General features: G+C 62.7%; 19 protein-coding genes. 3 read left to right on the top strand and 16 right to left on the bottom strand.

The features are described 5' to 3' along the window. Positions 1-116: 116 nt before the first annotated feature. Together ACZZZP_RS06985 and ACZZZP_RS06980 are read left to right on the top strand one after the other, a co-directional pair. The gene (locus ACZZZP_RS06985; RefSeq protein WP_122496885.1) at positions 117-620 is read left to right on the top strand and encodes an ureidoglycolate lyase; all 504 of its coding nucleotides are present in this window, start codon (positions 117-119) and stop codon (positions 618-620) included. Between the two features lie 47 nt (positions 621-667). Continuing rightward, positions 668-1,993 carry a urate hydroxylase PuuD gene (locus ACZZZP_RS06980; RefSeq protein ID WP_463382245.1) on the top strand — a complete coding sequence of 442 codons (1,326 nt, stop codon included), beginning with the start codon at positions 668-670 and terminating at the stop codon, positions 1,991-1,993. 161 nt (positions 1,994-2,154) lie between these two features. Here the strand turns inward: ACZZZP_RS06980 and murB are convergent, their stop codons facing one another. The 8 genes from murB to ACZZZP_RS06940 form a co-directional block, all read right to left on the bottom strand. Beyond that, a complete protein-coding gene (murB, locus tag ACZZZP_RS06975; protein WP_463382244.1) occupies positions 2,155-3,165 on the bottom strand; it encodes a UDP-N-acetylmuramate dehydrogenase in 1,011 nt (336 codons plus the stop codon). Then, positions 3,162-3,626 (bottom strand): low molecular weight protein-tyrosine-phosphatase, encoded by a 465-nt coding sequence (locus tag ACZZZP_RS06970; protein ID WP_122496879.1) that lies wholly within the window; start codon positions 3,624-3,626, stop codon positions 3,162-3,164. The genes murB and ACZZZP_RS06970 overlap by 4 nt, the downstream gene beginning before the upstream one ends. Next, a complete protein-coding gene (gene kdsB / locus ACZZZP_RS06965; protein WP_463382243.1) occupies positions 3,626-4,390 on the bottom strand; it encodes a 3-deoxy-manno-octulosonate cytidylyltransferase in 765 nt (254 codons plus the stop codon). The genes ACZZZP_RS06970 and kdsB overlap by 1 nt, the downstream gene beginning before the upstream one ends. Then, positions 4,391-4,576, bottom strand: a complete 186-nt coding sequence (locus tag ACZZZP_RS06960) for a Trm112 family protein (RefSeq protein WP_108097092.1) — start codon at positions 4,574-4,576, stop codon at positions 4,391-4,393. A 45-nt stretch (positions 4,577-4,621) separates the two neighbouring features. Further along, a complete protein-coding gene (lpxK, locus tag ACZZZP_RS06955) occupies positions 4,622-5,623 on the bottom strand; it encodes a tetraacyldisaccharide 4'-kinase (protein ID WP_463536398.1) in 1,002 nt (333 codons plus the stop codon). 13 nt (positions 5,624-5,636) lie between these two features. Continuing rightward, positions 5,637-6,077 (bottom strand): ExbD/TolR family protein, encoded by a 441-nt coding sequence (locus tag ACZZZP_RS06950; protein ID WP_463382242.1) that lies wholly within the window; start codon positions 6,075-6,077, stop codon positions 5,637-5,639. Then, on the bottom strand, positions 6,074-6,709 hold the full coding sequence (locus ACZZZP_RS06945) for a MotA/TolQ/ExbB proton channel family protein (protein ID WP_463382241.1): 636 nt from the start codon (positions 6,707-6,709) through the stop codon (positions 6,074-6,076). The genes ACZZZP_RS06950 and ACZZZP_RS06945 overlap by 4 nt, the downstream gene beginning before the upstream one ends. Positions 6,710-6,834: 125 nt before the next feature. Then, complete coding sequence (locus ACZZZP_RS06940) at positions 6,835-9,066, bottom strand: DNA internalization-related competence protein ComEC/Rec2 (protein ID WP_463382240.1); 2,232 nt, start codon at positions 9,064-9,066, stop codon at positions 6,835-6,837. Between the two features lie 136 nt (positions 9,067-9,202). On the opposite strand from ACZZZP_RS06940, the gene ACZZZP_RS06935 reads away from it, so the two are divergent. Continuing rightward, entirely contained in the window at positions 9,203-9,766 is a 564-nt protein-coding gene (locus ACZZZP_RS06935) for a DUF2062 domain-containing protein (protein WP_463382239.1), read from the top strand. Positions 9,767-9,828: 62 nt separating this feature from the next. Here ACZZZP_RS06935 and ACZZZP_RS06930 read toward each other — a convergent pair whose 3' ends face one another. From ACZZZP_RS06930 to ACZZZP_RS06895, 8 genes are all read right to left on the bottom strand, one after another. Beyond that, complete coding sequence (locus ACZZZP_RS06930; RefSeq protein WP_463536397.1) at positions 9,829-10,089, bottom strand: hypothetical protein; 261 nt, start codon at positions 10,087-10,089, stop codon at positions 9,829-9,831. Further along, positions 10,034-10,483, bottom strand: coding sequence for a hypothetical protein (locus ACZZZP_RS06925; protein WP_463536396.1), 450 nt, complete (start codon positions 10,481-10,483; stop codon positions 10,034-10,036). The genes ACZZZP_RS06930 and ACZZZP_RS06925 overlap by 56 nt, the downstream gene beginning before the upstream one ends. Positions 10,484-10,577: 94 nt before the next feature. Then, on the bottom strand, positions 10,578-11,342 hold the full coding sequence (locus tag ACZZZP_RS06920) for a hypothetical protein (protein ID WP_463382237.1): 765 nt from the start codon (positions 11,340-11,342) through the stop codon (positions 10,578-10,580). Further along, entirely contained in the window at positions 11,339-11,950 is a 612-nt protein-coding gene (locus ACZZZP_RS06915) for an RNA polymerase sigma factor (RefSeq protein WP_122496862.1), read from the bottom strand. Before ACZZZP_RS06915 ends, ACZZZP_RS06920 begins: the two co-directional genes overlap by 4 nt. Position 11,951: 1 nt before the next feature. Next, positions 11,952-13,697 carry a vWA domain-containing protein gene (locus ACZZZP_RS06910; protein WP_463382236.1) on the bottom strand — a complete coding sequence of 582 codons (1,746 nt, stop codon included), beginning with the start codon at positions 13,695-13,697 and terminating at the stop codon, positions 11,952-11,954. A 173-nt stretch (positions 13,698-13,870) separates the two neighbouring features. Next, positions 13,871-15,310, bottom strand: a complete 1,440-nt coding sequence (locus ACZZZP_RS06905; protein ID WP_463536395.1) for an aminotransferase-like domain-containing protein — start codon at positions 15,308-15,310, stop codon at positions 13,871-13,873. A gap of 280 nt (positions 15,311-15,590) precedes the next feature. Then, positions 15,591-16,400 carry an OmpA family protein gene (locus ACZZZP_RS06900; protein ID WP_122496856.1) on the bottom strand — a complete coding sequence of 270 codons (810 nt, stop codon included), beginning with the start codon at positions 16,398-16,400 and terminating at the stop codon, positions 15,591-15,593. Next, on the bottom strand, positions 16,397-16,750 hold the full coding sequence (locus ACZZZP_RS06895) for a DUF4398 domain-containing protein (RefSeq protein ID WP_241000653.1): 354 nt from the start codon (positions 16,748-16,750) through the stop codon (positions 16,397-16,399). Before ACZZZP_RS06895 ends, ACZZZP_RS06900 begins: the two co-directional genes overlap by 4 nt. Between the last annotated feature and the right edge of the window lie 11 nt (positions 16,751-16,761).

Here is a 16,761-nt window from a genome sequence, read left to right as displayed (position 1 = left end):
AGGGGGCTTTTGCGGGTCAAGATTCGCGTTTGACCCAGCCCTCACCCCCAGCCCCTCTCCCGCCAGCGGGAGAGGGGAGCTTTAAAGCCTCACTCACGAATAATGTAGAAACCAACATGCGCAAACTGATCATCGAACCGCTAACCAAAGAAGCCTTCGCCCCGTTCGGGGACGTCATCGAAACCGAGGGCAGCGACCATTTCATGATCAACAACGGCTCTACCCGCCGCTATCACAAGCTGGCGACGGTTGAGACGGCGCAGCCGGATGACAAGGCGATCATCAGTATTTTCAGCGCTGAAAAGCTGGAATACCCGCTCACCATCCGCATGTTGGAGCGCCATCCGCAGGGCAGTCAGGCGTTTATTCCGCTGCTCGGCAATCCTTTTCTGATCGTGGTCGCGCCACTTGGCGATGCACCTGTATCAGGTTTGGTCCGTGCTTTTGTCAGTAATGGCAAGCAGGGCATTAATTACCATCGCGGCGTTTGGCACCACCCGGTGCTGACGATCGAAAAGCGGGATGACTTCCTGGTGGTTGATCGCAGCGGTTCTGGCAACAACTGCGATGAGCATTTTTTTACCGAGGATGAACAGGTTCTCCTCAACCCCCACCAATAAGAGAAGCTCGGCAACCGGCCAGCCGGTTCCGGGAAGAGGTAAACACTGTGGAAGCACATTTGATTGAATGGGCGAACCTGGCGGTGCGCTGGGTTCACATGATTGTCGGCATCGCCTGGATCGGTGCGTCGTTCTATTTCGTCTGGCTGGAAAACAACCTCAACCGCGCCAATCCACGTGATGGCCTGGCCGGTGATTTGTGGGCCATCCACGGTGGCGGTATCTACCACCTGGAAAAATACAAACTCGCGCCGCCGAAAATGCCGGACAACCTGCACTGGTTCAAATGGGAAGCCTACTGGACCTGGATGTCGGGCGTTGCCCTGCTGATGATCGTCTACTACCTCAACCCTTCGCTGTACCTGATTGCGCCCGGTAGCGACCTCAGCCCAGCGGCCGCCATCGCCATCGGCGTGGGTTCGCTGGTCAGCGGCTGGTTTATCTACAACTTCCTGTGCGACTCGGCGCTGGGTAAACAACCGGCCCTGCTCGGCCTGGTGTTGTTTGTTCTGTTGGTTGCCGCCGCCTATGGCCTGAGCCAGGTGTTCAGCGGGCGCGGTGCGTACATCCATGTCGGCGCCATCATCGGCACCATCATGGTCGGTAACGTGTTCAACACCATCATGCCCGCCCAGCGCGCGCTGGTGAAAGCCATCGAAGAAAACCGCACGCCCGACCCGGCCCTGCCGGCCAAAGGCCTGCTGCGTTCGCGCCACAACAACTACTTCACCCTGCCGGTGCTGTTCATCATGATCAGCAACCACTTCCCGAGCACCTACGGCAGCCAATACAACTGGCTGATCCTGGCGGGCATCGCGGTATTGGCGGTGATCGTGCGCCACTACTTCAACACCCGTCACCACAGCAACAGCTTCAGCTGGGCCTTGCCGGCCGGCGCGCTGGGCATGATCTGCCTGGCGTTCGTTACCGGCCCGAGCCTGTCGACCATGAATGGCGCGGGCAACGAGCAAGCCGCTAAAGCCGTCGAATACCAACCGCTGCCCGCCAGCGCCATTGGCGGCAAGACGGCCAAGGAAGCAGCCGAAGAAGCGGCCAAGCAGCCAGCTCCAGCCGAGCAACCGGTAGCCCAGGCCAGCGCGCCAGCCGGCGCTCCTGGGTTCGACAAGGTGCATGAAGTGATTCAAGTGCGCTGCACGGTGTGCCACTCGCAGAAGCCCACCAACAGCATGTTCAGCGCGGCGCCAGCCGGGGTGATGTTCGACACGCCTCAGCAGATTCAGCAAATGGCACCGCGTATCCAGGCGCAGGCTGTGGCGACCCAAGCTATGCCGCTGGGCAACCTGACCCAGATGACACCGCAAGAGCGGGAGTTGATTGGGGCGTGGATTGCCAAGGGTGCGCAGGTGAATTAAGCCTGCCGCTGTAAGCAAAAAACCGCGCCTTGTGCGCGGTTTTTTATGGCCTATCGCCGATTAATTGTAGGAGCGACCTTGGTCGCGAACCCTGCAAACATCAGTGACCCGGGGCTGCAGGGTTCGCTAGCAAGCTAGCTCCTACAGGTCTGTGTAACGGCCTACAGCACGTTCGGCTCGATCTCCAACTCCACCCCAAACCGCTCCAGCACATCCGCCTGAATGCGCTTGGCCAATGCCAGCAGCTGCTCGCCGGTCGCGGTGCCGTAGTTCACCAGCACCAGCGCCTGAAGCTTGTGCACGCCCGCATCGCCGTCGCGAAAGCCTTTCCAGCCGGCCCGTTCGATCAGCCAGCCGGCCGCTAATTTCACGTGGCCATCGGCCTGCGGATAAGCCACCACATCGGCATGTTCTTCACGGACCTTGGCGGCCAACTCAGCACTCACCAACGGATTTTTGAAGAAGCTGCCCGCGTTGCCGAGCACGGCCGGGTCGGGCAGTTTTTCGGCGCGGATGGCGCAGATGGCGCGGCTGACGTCGGTGGCGGTGGGCGTGTCGATGCCCTGCTCCGCCAGGCGCTGGCGCACCGGTCCGTATTCCAGATGCAGGTGCTGCTGACGGTTCAAAGCAAAGCGCACGCGTAGGATTAGCCAACGACCGGGCTGCTGTTTGAACACGCTGTCGCGGTAGGCGAAGTTGCAGTCGGCCAGACTGAAGTCGCGCAGCGCGCCGGTCTGGCGGTCGAGCGCGGTCAGGCTGTGGAACACGTCTTTGATCTCGACGCCATAGGCGCCAATGTTCTGCATCGGCGCGGCGCCAACCGTGCCGGGAATCAGGCTGAGGTTTTCCAGGCCGCTCAGGCCTTGGCTCAAGGTGGTTTGCACAAACGGGTGCCACGGCTCGCCCGCCTCGGCTTCTATCACCACCTGCTCGGCGTTTTCTACAATGCGAATGCCGCGACTGGCCATGCGCAGTACCAAGGCCTGCACATCGCCGGTGAGCAGCAAATTGCTGCCGCCGCCGATCACCAGCAGCGGCAGTTGACGCTCTTCAGCCAGTTTCAGCGCGGCGCGAACGTCGTCATCGTTATGGGCCTCGGCAAACTGCGCCGCGCGGACGTCGACGCCAAAGGTGTTGAAGGGTTTAAGCGACACCTGCTCGACCACGTTCATAGCCGCCCTCGCACTTCGTTAAGCAATTGCGCGCCGGCTTGTTCGAGCATGTCGAGCACCTGTTCGAAGCCGTCGGCGCCGCCGTAGTACGGGTCGGGCACTTCGTCGGCATCGAGCTGGTAGCGACGCAAATACAGGTCGAGCTCGGCGCGGCTGTTGGCCGGCTGCAGGGCTTTGAGGTCGGCGAAATTGCTGTGATCCATGGCCAGAATCAAGTCGAACTGCTCGAAGTCCACCTGGCTCACTTGCCGCCCACGCAGGGCGGAAAGGTCATAGCCGCGCTGCAAGGCGGCGGCGCTGGCGCGACTGTCGGCGGGTTTGCCGACGTGCCAGGGGCCGGTGCCGGCAGAGTCGACATGCACCTGGCCATCAAGCCCGGCGTTAAGCAGTTGCTGGCGGAATACGCCTTCGGCCGAAGGCGACCGGCAAATGTTGCCCAGGCACACGAACAACACGCGCATCAGGCCCCCAGCAGGCGCCGAACGCGCTCCAGGTCTTCCTGAGTGTCGACGCCCGCTTGCGGCGCTTCCAGGGCATCGGCGACATGAATGCGCTCACCGTGAAACAGCGCGCGCAGTTGCTCCAGGCATTCGGTGTCTTCCAGCCAGCACGGCCCCCAGCTCACGAAGTTGTGCAGAAACTGCGCGCGGTAGGCGTAGATGCCTATATGGCGACGGTACGGCACGCCTGCCGGCAACTGCTCGCGGCTGGCGGCAAAAGCATCACGCGCCCACGGCAGCGGCGCGCGGCTGAAGGTCAGGGCCAGGCCGTTCTGGTCAGTGACGACCTTGACCACGTTGGGGTTGAACAACGCGGCAACTTCTTCAATCGGCTCGGCCAGGGTCGACATCGCCGCTTCCGGATGGGCTGCCAGGTTGGCGGCCACCTGATCGATAACGGCAGGCGGAATCAGCGGTTCGTCGCCTTGCACGTTGACCACAATCGCATCACCAGCCAGCCCCAGCGCGCTGGCCACTTCGGCGAGGCGGTCGGTGCCGGAGTTGTGGTCCACGCGGGTCAGCACCACTTCAGCGCCAAAGCCCTGGCAGGCCTCGACAATGCGCGCATCGTCGGTGGCTACGACCACGCGCTGGGCGCTGCTTTTGCAGGCTTGTTCCCAGACGTGCTGAATCATCGGCTTGCCGCAGATGTCTTGCAGCGGTTTGCCGGGCAGGCGGGTGGAGGCGTAGCGGGCGGGAATGACAACGGTGAAGGCTGTGCTCATTTACTTATCCAGGCGCTCGTCGACGTTCAGGCTGCGGGCTTCGGTTTCCAGCATCACCGGAATGCCTTCGCGCACGGGGAAGGCCAATGCGTCGGCCTTGCACACCAGCTCGGATTTATCGTCAGCCAGCTTCAGTGGGCCTTTGCACAGGGGGCACGCGAGGATGTCGAGTAGTTTGGGGTCCATTGCGAATTCCTTTAACGGGTGAATGGAGGGGCGGTCTGCGCAGGCTTAGCGCGCCGGCAGCAGACCCGCAAGACGATGGTCGAACCAGGCCAGAAATGCCGGCGACGGCACGGCGTCGACCGCCAGGTACCACCAACTGTCAGCGGCGAAGGCGCGGCATTTCACGGCGTCCTTCTCGGTCATTACCAGTGGCAGCGCGGGGCTGAAGGTCAGCTGCTCGGCGGTGTACTCGGCATGGTCGGCGAAAGCATGGGAAATCGGGCGCCAGTGTAACGCCTGCAACGTGTTGAAGAAACGCTGCGGGTTGCCGATGCCCGCCACCGCGTGCAGCGCCTGACCGGGCGGAAAATGCTCAAGGCCCACCCGCTCGCCGCTGCGCAGATTGACCAACGCCGTGGGCTGCAAGGTGAAGCCAAAGCCGTCTTCAGTGTCGGCAGTGGCACCGTTGAACAACACCGCGTCGACGCTCTGCAAACGCTCCACCGGCTCGCGCAGCGGCCCGGCCGGCAGGCAGCGTCGGTTGCCGAGGCCGCGCGCCGCGTCGATCAAGACCAATTCGATATCGCGCGCGAGGCGGTAATGCTGCATGCCGTCATCGCTGAGAATCAGGTCTAGCGGTTCGTCGGCAAGCAAGGCGCGCACGGCGTTGGCGCGGTTGGGGTCGATCATCAGCGGCACGCCGGTGCGTTGCACAATCAACAGCGGCTCGTCGCCGGCCTGGTCGGCCGACTGCTCGGCGCGAACGCGCCAGGGGAACTGCGGGGGTTTGGCGCCGTAGCCACGACTGACGACGCCGACCTTGAGGCCACTCTGCTGGCAATGGGCGATCAGGCTGAGGATCATCGGCGTTTTGCCGGTGCCGCCAACGGTGATATTGCCGACCACCACCACCGGCACGGGCGCGCGGTAACTGTCGCCCTCGCCGGCCAGAAAGCGCTCGCGCTTGCGCATGACCACCGCCCGGTACAACCACTCCAACGGCCACAATAGACGCAGCGCGGGATGGCCCTGGTACCAGGCATTTAGGAGTTTGTCTGAGGCAGCCATCAGCGGCGGACCATCAAGGCGCCTTTGGCGCCTCAATGGTGGTAATGCGCAGTTGACTGAAGCCCAGCTTGCCGGCTGCGTCCATCGCCGTCACCACCGCTTGGTGGGTGGCTTTGCCGTCGGCATTGATGGTCAGTGGCAGGCTGTTGTCGCCGGCCGACTCACGTTGCAGCGCGGCCATCAGCGTGGGCAGATCGCTTTTGCTCAGCACCTGATCGTTCAACGAGTAGGTGCCGTCGGCGGCAATCGCCACCTCCAGTTGCTTCAATTCGGTGGCTTCCGGCGGCGTACCGCTGGCCGCTTCCGGCAGCTCGATTTTCAGCTGGGTCGGACGGCTGAAGGTGGTGGTGACGACAAAGAACAGCAGCAGCACGAAGATCACATCGATCAGCGACGTCAGGTTCAGGAACACCTCGTCACGGGCGACACTGTTGGCTCTGCGGCGGAATTTCACGGCTTGCTGTCCTCAACGAAATCGACTTCGCGATCACCCTGGGTCACTTCCACCAACTTGATGGCTTCCTGTTCCATGGTGACGACGATTTCGTCGACGCGGCGCAGCAGGTAACGGTGGAAGAACACCGCTGGAATGGCCACGATCAGGCCCGCTGCCGTGGTCACCAAGGCTTTGCCGATACCGCCAGCCAGTTGCCCGGCGTTGGCTTGGCCGTTGTCCATAAAGCCGCTGAAAATTTCGATCATGCCGAACACCGTGCCAAGCAAGCCGAGCAGCGGTGCCATGGCGGCAATGGTGCCCAGGGCATTGAGGTAGCGTTCCATCTCATGGATGACACGGCTGGCGGATTCTTCGATGCACTCTTTCATGATCTCGCGACCATGTTTGGAATTGGTCAGACCGGCAGCGAGGATTTGTCCCAGCGGCGAGCTGTTGCGCAGTTCCTTGAGCTTGTCTTTGTTCAGCTGTTTGTCTTTGATCATGCGCCACACCTGCCCCAGCAGATGAGGCGGCGCCACGCGGTTAACGCGCAGGGTCCACAGGCGTTCGGCAACGATGGCCACGGTAGCGATGGAACACAGAATGATCGGTAGCATCATCCAGCCACCTGCTTTGACTAGCTCCCACACGGTGTCAACTCTCCTGGGTTTAAAACGGCCTGGTATAGCCGGGTTTTACGGGCCTTATCGGATAGCCCCTACAAAAGTGGCGCCACTCTAGCATAGGGCCGGGGGCGCGCCGACCGTCGCGGTTCTCATTTTTCCCGCCAGAATCGCGCTTCTTTGCGCAGGCCGCTGGCCGGTTCGAAAGCGCCCAGTTGAATACGCAGCGCGCCCTGCTCCACGCTGTCGAACACCTGCAAACCCAACGCTTGATAACGGCCCATTACCTGCGGGTGCGGATGACCGAATGCGTTGTGCGCGCCGCGCGACACCAGCACCGAATGCGGCGCCACGGCGCGCAAAAAAGCCAACGAAGACGAGCTGCGACTGCCGTGATGGGGCGACTGCAACCAATCGGCGCCAAGGCCGGGATGCGCCGCCAGCCACGCGGCTTCGGCGGCGACGTCGATATCGCCGGTGAGCAGCAAGCGCTCGCCGTTGGCCATCACCCACAAAACGCACGAGGCCTGATTGCCGGTTTTCGCCTGGGGCCAACGCCAGGTTTGGAAGTACACACCGTCCCATTCCCAGTGCGCGCCGTTGATGCAGGGCTGGGCGGCGAGCGAAGCGGGCAATTCGTCCGGTTCGCCGCTGAGCACATGGGCAACGGATAAACCGCGTTGCACTGCCAGCGCGCCACCGGCGTGATCGTTGTCGGCATGGCTGATCAGCAGCGTGTCCAACCGCCCGACCCCGAGGCTGCGCAACGAGGGCACCACCAGCCGTTCGCCGCTATCAAAATCGCCGTGACGCGGGCCGGCGTCATAGAGCATGGCGTGGTTGCGCGTGCGCACGACCACCGCCAGGCCCTGACCAATATCCAATTGCAGCACCTCGGCCTGGCCGCTGGGAACGGAGGTCGTCGGCGGCCAGAAAAGCGGCGCCAGCATCACCAGTCCCAGCGCCCGCACCGGCACGCCGGCGGGCGCCAAGGCCAACAACGCGCCAAGCGCGCCCAGCAACCACACGCCGGGCGTAACCTGCGGCGCCAGCCAGGCCGGATGCCAGGCGGCCACCGCGCTCAGAAACCGAAACAGCAGTTCCAACAAACCGCCGGCCAATTGCAGCACCGCCTCGCCCAGCCATGGCACTGGCACTGGCAACAACAGCGTGCCGACCAAGGCCAGCGGAACGACCGCCAAGCTCACCCACGGCACCGCGAGCAAATTGGCCAAAGGCCCAGTGACGCTAATGGGCAGCCCCAGCGCCAGCATTGGCGGCAGCAACCCGATGCTCATCGTCCATTGCGCGCGTGTCCACGTGCGCCACCACGGCCAGGCGCCAAGACGGCCGCCGAATAACCAGATGAGCACCGCCACCGCCGCGAACGACAACCAGAAACCGGCCTGCAAACTGACCAGCGGCTCGGCCAGCAACACCAGATTCAATGCCATCAGCAGCGGCAGCCACGCCCCGAGGTGACGAAAGCGCAGGCGCCAGATCAGCACCAGCGCCACCATCACGCACGCGCGCTGCACCGGCACCTGAAACCCCGCCATTAGCCCGTAGCCCAACGCGCCAAGCCCCGCAGCAGCAAACGCACAGGGCAACCAGGGCAGGCGCTGCGGCCACAGGCCCAAACGCGCCAAGCCCGCGACCAGCCCGTAGAGCAGCGCGGCGAATAGACCGATGTGTTGGCCGGAGATAACCAGAAGATGCACGGTGCCGGTGTCTTGCAAGGCGCGCCAGTCGGCGCTCGACAGGCCGGAATCGTCGCCCAGCACCAGCGCGGCCAGGCCGCCTTGGCGGCCAAAGGCGTCGACCTTCATCAGCCGCTGGCGCACCGCATCGCGCCAGCCCAAAGGGCCGCTGGCAGCCGCCAGGCGTTCGCCGTGTTTAACCGAGCCTTGGGCACCGATGCGTTGGGCCAGCAGCCAGGCCTCGTAGTCGAAGCCTTGTGGATTGATCAACCCGCGCGGCCGCTTGAGCGTGACCGCTAACCGCCAGGTTTCGCCGGCCTGGATGGGCGGCCCGCCGTGCCAGGTCAAGCGCATGCGCGAGGGCAAATGCGCGCGCCGGGCGCTGACTGCTTCAAGCTGAAAGCGCACCGCGCCGTTGCCTTGCGCCGGCAGGCCGACCACGCGGCCTTGCAGCCAGCGGGTCTGGCCGTCGAGCTCAGGCGCCAGCCGGTCATCAACGGCCCATTGCGCCGACAGGCAGGCCCAACTGAAGCCCAACAACGCCAGCCCAAGCGGGCGCGCGCGAGTGAATAAAAGCACGCCGCCGAATACCGGCAATACTGTGATCAACCAAACCGGCGGCAACGCCGGCAGCCAGCGCAGGGCCAACAAACCCAGCGCCAGCGCGAACATCCCTGTACGCATTTTTTAGTGCTCCGTGTGCGCCGCCCTTGCGTCGTTTAAAGCAAACGCAGCGCGCTTATTTGTTGTCACAAAGTCAACGCATATAGCCCGCACAATCTGGGCATAATCCGCCTTTTTCCGCCTGCCGAGATGCCCTATGCCGCGCCGCCTGTTTAAGCGCTACATGCCTAATCCCGAAATGATTCGGGAGCACAAGTCGCTGCGCTTTCTCGGCTCGCTGATGCATGACCCCAACCTTTGGCACCTCAATCGTCACTCAGTGGCACGCGCCATGGCCGTCGGCTTGTTCGCTGCATTCATCCCCCTTCCTCTGCAAATGCTGTTGGCAGCTTCCCTGGCCATTCCCCTGCGCGGGAACCTGCCGATCTCGGTGGGCCTGGTGTGGCTCACCAACCCGATCACCATGCCTCCGCTGTTTTATTGCACCTACAAGCTGGGCGCGTGGGTGATGCAGATACCGGCTGGGGAAATTACCGGCACCGTCTGGCCGCGCATCAGTCACTTTTTCGACGATCCGTCGTGGGAGTTGATTCAGATGCTCTGGCATCCAGTTTTGGCGCCCTTTCTGCTGGGCTCGCTGCTCACCGGGCTGATTGCCGGTGTGTTGGGGTATTCGCTGACGATGCTCTACTGGCGCTGGTGGGTGCGTAGCAGCTGGAAGAAGCGTCAGCTCAAACGGCGGGAAAAAGCGGCGACCTAGTCGTAATCAGCTCTGCAAAAAAAAGGCGCCCCATGGGCGCCTTTTTTTCTTCGCGGAATCTGTCAATGGCGGAACTTGAACTGCAACTCGGCGCCGTCGAAATACCCTTCGTCTTGATCGCGGCTGCGCTCGTTGGTGATCACCCTGCCGCCCACCTCAAACGGACTCACATCGCTCGGCTTGTCAGCAAACATCTGCGGCAGCAGCGCCGGGTCAGCGGGTTTGCTCGGCGCCGCACTGGCGCCCGGCGTCACGGCAACTTTCGGCTCAAGGTCTTTGACCAGCTCTTTGGGCAAACGCAGGTCGAGCTTGGCTTTGGGCACCGGCGCTTTTTTTCACGGCGGCGCTGGCCTTTTGCTGGGCGGCGGTTTGCGGCTTGGAAACGTGCAGGCGCTGAATTTTGTCCGGCGGTTGCGGTGCCCGCACCGTCACGGTTTTCGGCGGGCTCGGCTCGGCGAGCTGCTTGTCGGTTGCAGGCGCGCTTACCGTTTTCTCCGGCAGCGGTTCCAGCTTGCTTTCAATCAGCGGTTCCAGCGGTTTGATGCGCGGTGTATCGGCCACCTTGGGCGCGGGCTTGGGCGCTTCAGCGGCGGGCTCACGCTGTTCCACGGCCGGCACTTGCGGCGCAGGTGGCGCTTTTGGCGGGGTCGGGTCTTTGTCGCAAGCGGCTAACAGCAGCACGGCAAACGACAGCCCAAGGAATCGAATAGCCATCATGGTTACGGGTCGAACTCGGCAGAGGCCAACATGCTCGCGCGCTCAGCCCTCCCTGGCAAGCGTGCACTCTGGGCAGGATGTAACCACTGCCCTCCTAGTGCTGACCACGCGACTGCTGCAATTGTTGCAACTGCGTGCGCACATCCCGCTGCGGATAACGCTGTTGCAGCGCCTGCAATTGCTGCTCGGCTAGCGCGCTCTGGCCGTCGCGTTGCAACTGCAGAATCTGCTCCAGGCTACGTTGCACCTGCGCGTCATCGCCTGCGGTTTTGCGCGCCAATACCGGGGCTGATGGCTTTGGCGCCGCGTCGACAAACGGCGCGGCGGGCGACACTGGCGCCTCTTGCGTGTCGCTGAGCTGCTCGTTCAACTGGCCGCTGATGACTGCCGGCGCTTGCTTGCGCATTTCCGGGCGAGCAGCGGCACGCTCCTGCACCGTGGCCTTCTTCTCGGCTTGCGGCTCGGCGGCATAGAAGGCATCAGGGTCGACGGCTTCGGCTTTCGGCGCCATCGCCGGCGCAGGTGCCGGCACCGACAAGGTGATCGGTGCGGCGTCGTATTGCTGCTCTGGCGCCCGCTCCATGGTGCGCGTCGCCAAGCCCACGCCAATGCCCAGGGTGGCAATGCTGGCAAACGCCATCGACCAGCGGGCACGCTGGCTGCCGCCGAATAACCAGCCTTGCAAGCGACTCAGCACAGGCTGCTTGGCCGGCACACGCTGGAAGTGGGCGGCTTGAGCCTGAGCCGCGGCGAGAATGCGCGCGTCCATATCAGGCGGCGGCGCTTGATGGCTGTGGCGGCGGTAATGCTCGAGCATCGCCTGCTCCAGCTCGGCGCTGTCACGCGGTTCGTGTGTCATAGGGATACCTCGTCGGCGGTGGCCGGGTCCGTCAGCAACCGTCGTAGCTTGCTCAGGGCATAGCGCAGGCGACTTTTCACGGTCTCCGCCGGGGTTTGGGTCAGGGTCGCAATTTCGCTGACGTCCATGTCGCCATGGGCGCGCAGCAGGAACACCTCACGCTGCTCAGCCGGCAGATCATCCAGCGCCGCCTGCAGACGCTGTTGATCACGGGTCAGGCTGAGCTGCTGCTCCGGGTTGGGCTGGTGATCGGCCTCGGCGTGCACCTGCTCGTCGTATTCGTCGTGCAGATACTGGCGCTTGCCATGCTTGCGCCAGTAGTCGATCAACCGGTTGCGGGCGATCTGGTACAGCCACGTGCTGAACTGCACCGCCTCGCGCTGCTGCGACTCGCTGCGGATCAGGCTCATCCAGGTTTCCTGGAACACTTCCTCGGCAATTGCAGAATCGCCGCATAAGCCACACAGAAATCGGAACAGCCCCAGGCGATGCCGCGCGTACAGCTCGGCAAACGCCTGGCTATCGCCCCGCCGATAGCGACGCAACAACTCGGCGTCGCCAACGGCCGTGGCAGAAACAGAAGAGTCAGGTGAAGGAGCGGCTGTCACGCTAGTCGACCTTGGCCAGGGTTTTAGGAGAAGGAGTGGTCGCAGTTTGCAGGCTCTGCGCCAGTTCCACCAGTTGTACGAATTCAGCGCGCAGGCCAAAGCGGTCGTCGCCCTTGGCGCCACGGGCCAGCTCGGCGCTGGCGGCCAGGTCGAAGCCCTGGGTGTATTGGCCGCCTTTCAATTGCTGGGCGAAGGCGGCGACGGCCGCAGCGAAGCGCAGGTCGGCACTGGCCTGGGCGATGGCCGGTGCGCTGGCGTCAGCGGCAATCGGCACTTCCAGCAAGCGGCTCGTGCTTTGCTCGGGCGCTTTGTAGCGGATGCGTACCAGAGCCATTTCGCTGGAAGCGGCGCGTTTGCTTGCCGGCTGCTCATAACGCAGCGGTTCCAGCCAGCCTTTGTTGCCAGCGGGCACGATTTCGTACAAAGCCGTTACGGTGTGGCCCGCGCCGATTTCGCCAGCATCGACCTTGTCGTTGCTGAAGTCTTCACGCTTGAGGGCGCGGTTCTCGTAACCCAGCAGGCGGTATTCGCTGACCTGCGCGGGATTGAATTCCACCTGAATTTTCACGTCCTTGGCCACGGTCATGAGCGTGGAACTGAGCTGCTGCACCAGCACCTTGCGCGCCTCGCGCAAGTTATCGATGTACGCATAGTTGCCGTTGCCGGCATCGGCCAACTGTTCCATCAGTTGCTCGTTGTAGTTGTCGGTGCCAAAGCCGAGGGTCGTCAGCGACACGCCGGTTTTGCGCTTGTCTTCGGCGAGCTTTTTCAGGCTGTCGAAGTCGCTGATGCCGACGTTAAAGTCGCCATCGGTGGCCAGCAGGATGCGGTTGATGCCGTTCGCCACGAAGCCTTGCTGCGCTTGTTGATACGCCAACTGAATGCCCGACTCCCCTGCCGTCGAACCGCCCGCCTGCAGTTGGTCGATGGCGGCGCGGATCTTGGCCTTTTCGCTGCCGGACGTCGGCGCCAGGACCACGCTTGAATCACCGGCATAAACCACCAACGACACTTTGTCTTCGGCGCGCAGTTGGTCGACCAACAGTTTCAGCGTGCTTTGCACCAGCGGCAGGCCATCGGGGCGGTCCATAGAGCCGGACACATCGACCAAAAACACCAGGTTCGCTGGCGGCATGGCTTGGCTTTGCAGGTCGGAGGCTTTTATTGCGACTTTCAGCAGACGGCTGTTGGCATTCCACGGCGTAACCGCCAGTTCGGTGCTAACGCCAAATGGCGTGTCGCCGCTGGCCGGCGGATAACTGTAGGGGAAGTAGTTCACCAACTCCTCCAGACGCACCGCCTCTTCCGGCGGCAGTTGGCCGCGATTGAGGAAACGTCGCACATTGGCGTAGCTGCCGGTGTCGACGTCAATACTGAAGGTGGAAACCGGGTCTTGGGCGACGGCGTGGATCGGGTTGTCAGCGAGCTTCTGGTACTGCTCGCGGTTGGCGTCTTGATAATACGGCGATGGCGCATCGGCAGCCGGCGGCGCGGCCATGCGCTGGCTCGGTTTGACCATGCCGGCAACCGCCGCGTAATTGGCGTTGGGCTCGGCCTTCTTCGCCTCGGCCGGCGCGGCTTGCTCGGCCAGCGCATCACGGGAATAGGTGATCGGCGCGGGGGCAACAGGCGCCTGCGCGGCGACCGAGTCGGCTTCCTTGACCGAGCACGCACTGAGCGTGATAGCCAGGCCACCGGCAAAACCGTAGATGAGGGGCAAACGGGATAGAGCGAGATAGTGAGCCATGCTGGCGTCTCCTGGGGGTCCATTCGCTCAGGTAGACGGAGGGGTTTGGCGGGCGGGGTTAACGGCGAAAAAATAAATGTGAGGCTGGGGAAAACAACTGTAGGAGAGGCTTTAGCCTCGATGCTTTGGTTTTAAAAGCATCGAGGCTAAAGCCTCTCCCACAGAGAACGGGGTCAGATGAGGTTAGGTGTCTCTTGGCAAAGTTGATTGGCGAGCATTCCCAACGTCATGATCGCCCGCTCCGACTCACGGTTCCACGGAATGCCGCAGTTCAACCGCACGCAGTGGTTGAACTGTTCGGTGTTGCTGAAGATCAGCCCCGGCGCGATGCTGATGCCCTGCTGCAACGCCCGAACGTGCAGGTCTTTGGTATTGACCCGACGCGGCAGGCTGACCCACAGAATAAAGCCACCTTTAGGTCGCGTGATTTGCGTGCCTTCGGGGAAGTACTGCTGAACGGCCAGTTGGAACGCGCTGAGGTTTTTCCGGTACTCGTGGCGGATGTAGCGCAGGTGGCGGTCGTAGCCGCCGTTTTCCAGGTACGCCGCCACGCCCATTTGCGTGACGCTGCACGCTGAGTGAGTGGTGAAGGTTTGCAGGCGCTGAATGTCGTCCTGGTATTTGCTGGCGACAATCCAGCCCACGCGCACGCCCGGCGACAAGGTTTTGGAGAAGCTCGAGCAATACAGCACGCGCCCTTCGCGGTCGTGAGATTTCAGCGCTTTGGTCGGGCCTTGCTCGAACAGCAGTTCGCCGTAAATGTCGTCTTCAACAATATGGAAATCGAACTCGCGGGCTTGGCGCAGCAGTTGTTTTTGCCGGTCTTCCGGAATGGTGCCGCCCAACGGGTTGCTCAACCGCGCGGTGAGCACCAGCGCTTTGATCGGCCATTGGCTCGCCGCCAACTGCAGGGCTTCGAGGCTGATGCCGGTGGTGGGGTCGCTGGGGATTTCGATCACTTTCAGGCCGAGCAAATCGGCCAATTGCAGCAGGCCGTAATACGTGGGCGACTCGGTGGCGATCAGGTCGCCGGGCTTGGTCAGCACGCGCAACGACATTTGCAAGGCGTCGACGCAGCCATGGGTGATAACCACTTCAGCGGGGTCAACGACCACGCCGGCATCGCGCATACGGATCGCCACCTGACGGCGCAGCGGCTCGAAGCCTGGGCTGAACATATAGCTGAAGGCGCGTGGACTGTGAAACCGGGTGACCTTGGCCAATTGCTGATGCAGCGCGCGCACCGGCAAATAATCCACATGAGGCACCGCGGCGCCGAAGGGAAAAACCCCTTCGCGACGGGCTTCGGTCAATACCTGATTGATGATGCTGCTGCGGGTAACAAGCCCTGGGCGTTCCACTCGCGCGATGTCGGGCGTGGCGGCGGTGAGCGCCGGGGTTTGGTGTACGTAGAAGCCCGACTGCGGCCGGGCACGAATCAGGCCCTGGTCCTCAAGGTTGGCGTACGCCTGCAACACGGTGGCGTGGCTGACGTTCAGCTGTGAACTCATCTTGCGTACCGACGGCACGCGCTCGCCCGGTTGATACACGCCTCGGCGGATATCTTCGGCCAATTGCTGGGCGATACGTTGATAGAGCAACAGACTGGTCATGGCGGCTTTCCCTGATTGAGCGTAAACACCGATACAGTAGCGAAACAGTTTAGAACTGAACCGGCACAGTTGCAGATTTTGTTTTGCATACAGAACAGGGAAAACCGGGTCGTGGGGCGGCGCTTAACGCAGGCTGGACGTAAGCTGCGGTTTACTGAACGAGCCTGGATCCCCGCGTGCGCGAGGATGACGGTGGTGGGTTTGGGAGGCAGGATAACACTGGGCATAAAAAAGCCCCGGACGCTGCGAGCGACCGGGGGCTGGGTATGAGGCGCTCGGACTACCGATCCGAGCCCAACTTGCCCTGGTCGTCAGAGAACACGATTTCCACCCGACGGTTTTGCGCACGGCCACGGGACGAGGCGTTTTCGGTGACCGGGAAATCGGCGCCGTAACCGACGGCCTGGATACGGCTTTGGTCGATGCCAAGGTCGATCAGGGTGTCGGCCACCGCTTGCGCGCGCGCCTTGGACAGTTCGAGGTTTTCCTCCCGGCTGCCCCGGTTGTCGGTGTAACCCTCAACGCGCACCACGCGGCGGGGGTTGAGCTGGAGGAACTGCACCAGTTTGAGCAAGGTGCGATTGGCGGCCGGCTTCAACTCGGCATCGCTGGCGTCAAACAGCACATCGCCCAGCGTGAGTACCAGACCACGGTTGGTTTCGGTGGCGGCCAGATTGATCTGCTCTTCCAGCCATTTGCCCTGCTGCTGAACGCTCAGCAGCTTGGCTTCACGCAGGTTGAGTTGCAGACGTTCGACGTCCATTTGCAGCTTGGCCTGGCGCTCTTGATTGACGCTGAGCTTGGTGTGCTCGGCGGCGATCGCGCTGTAGCGCTGGCTCAGGTAGGCGTAATGCTGGACGTCAGCATCGCTGCCCCAGTAGGTGGACAGCCGATCGGCGCGCGACAGCGAGTCGCCGGCGCGAATCACATCGCGGGGGGCGTAGCGCAGGGCGTCGGTGTCTTCTTTGACTTTCTGAAAACTGTCGCGGGCGGCTTCCAGGCTTTGCTCGGCATCCGGTTCAGTGGCGCAGCCGGTGAGCAGCACGGTGGCCACGGCGGCGGCAAACAGGCGGTAGGCAATCGGGTTCACTGCATCGCCCCCAGTTGTTTGTGAAGGCGTTTGATGCGGGCGTTCAGATCAGCCAACTGTTTTTCACTCTTGCTGGTGAGCACGCGGCCCTCGGCCAGGCGCGCATCCAGTTCGGCTTGTTCGGCAAACATGCGCGCGCGTTTGTAGTCTTGCTCGTTCATGTTTTTCTGCGCGCGGGCCAGCTTCTGTTCGGCCAGCACCATCTCGGGAATCTGCTCGTCGGCGCCCACCGCTTTGGCTTGGGCGACGGCCTGTTCAGTCAGGCGCATTTGTTCGATCGGCGCGGGGTCTTTGGTACAACCGGCCAGCGCCACAAGGGCCACGGCGATTGCCAGTGTGCGTCTATGAATCACAAAAAGTT

Source organism: Pseudomonas sp. AC211 (assembly GCF_979258055.1).
This window is presented reverse-complemented; position numbering and strand designations above follow the sequence as displayed.

Bases quoted from the DNA above. Each gene is read 5' to 3' on its own strand.
- ACZZZP_RS06970 (WP_122496879.1), bottom strand. From the start codon at position 3,626: ATGCGCGTGTTGTTCGTGTGCCTGGGCAACATTTGCCGGTCGCCTTCG.
- ACZZZP_RS06905 (WP_463536395.1), bottom strand. From the start codon at position 15,310: ATGACCAGTCTGTTGCTCTATCAACGTATCGCCCAGCAATTGGCCGAA.
- ACZZZP_RS06920 (WP_463382237.1), bottom strand. From the start codon at position 11,342: ATGACACACGAACCGCGTGACAGCGCCGAGCTGGAGCAGGCGATGCTC.
- ACZZZP_RS06985 (WP_122496885.1), top strand. From the start codon at position 117: ATGCGCAAACTGATCATCGAACCGCTAACCAAAGAAGCCTTCGCCCCG.
- ACZZZP_RS06940 (WP_463382240.1), bottom strand. From the start codon at position 9,066: ATGCGTACAGGGATGTTCGCGCTGGCGCTGGGTTTGTTGGCCCTGCGC.
- ACZZZP_RS06910 (WP_463382236.1), bottom strand. From the start codon at position 13,697: ATGGCTCACTATCTCGCTCTATCCCGTTTGCCCCTCATCTACGGTTTT.
- ACZZZP_RS06925 (WP_463536396.1), bottom strand. From the start codon at position 10,483: ATGATGGCTATTCGATTCCTTGGGCTGTCGTTTGCCGTGCTGCTGTTA.
- lpxK (WP_463536398.1), bottom strand. From the start codon at position 5,623: ATGGCTGCCTCAGACAAACTCCTAAATGCCTGGTACCAGGGCCATCCC.
- kdsB (WP_463382243.1), bottom strand. From the start codon at position 4,390: ATGAGCACAGCCTTCACCGTTGTCATTCCCGCCCGCTACGCCTCCACC.
- ACZZZP_RS06935 (WP_463382239.1), top strand. From the start codon at position 9,203: ATGCCGCGCCGCCTGTTTAAGCGCTACATGCCTAATCCCGAAATGATT.
- murB (WP_463382244.1), bottom strand. From the start codon at position 3,165: ATGAACGTGGTCGAGCAGGTGTCGCTTAAACCCTTCAACACCTTTGGC.
- ACZZZP_RS06960 (WP_108097092.1), bottom strand. From the start codon at position 4,576: ATGGACCCCAAACTACTCGACATCCTCGCGTGCCCCCTGTGCAAAGGC.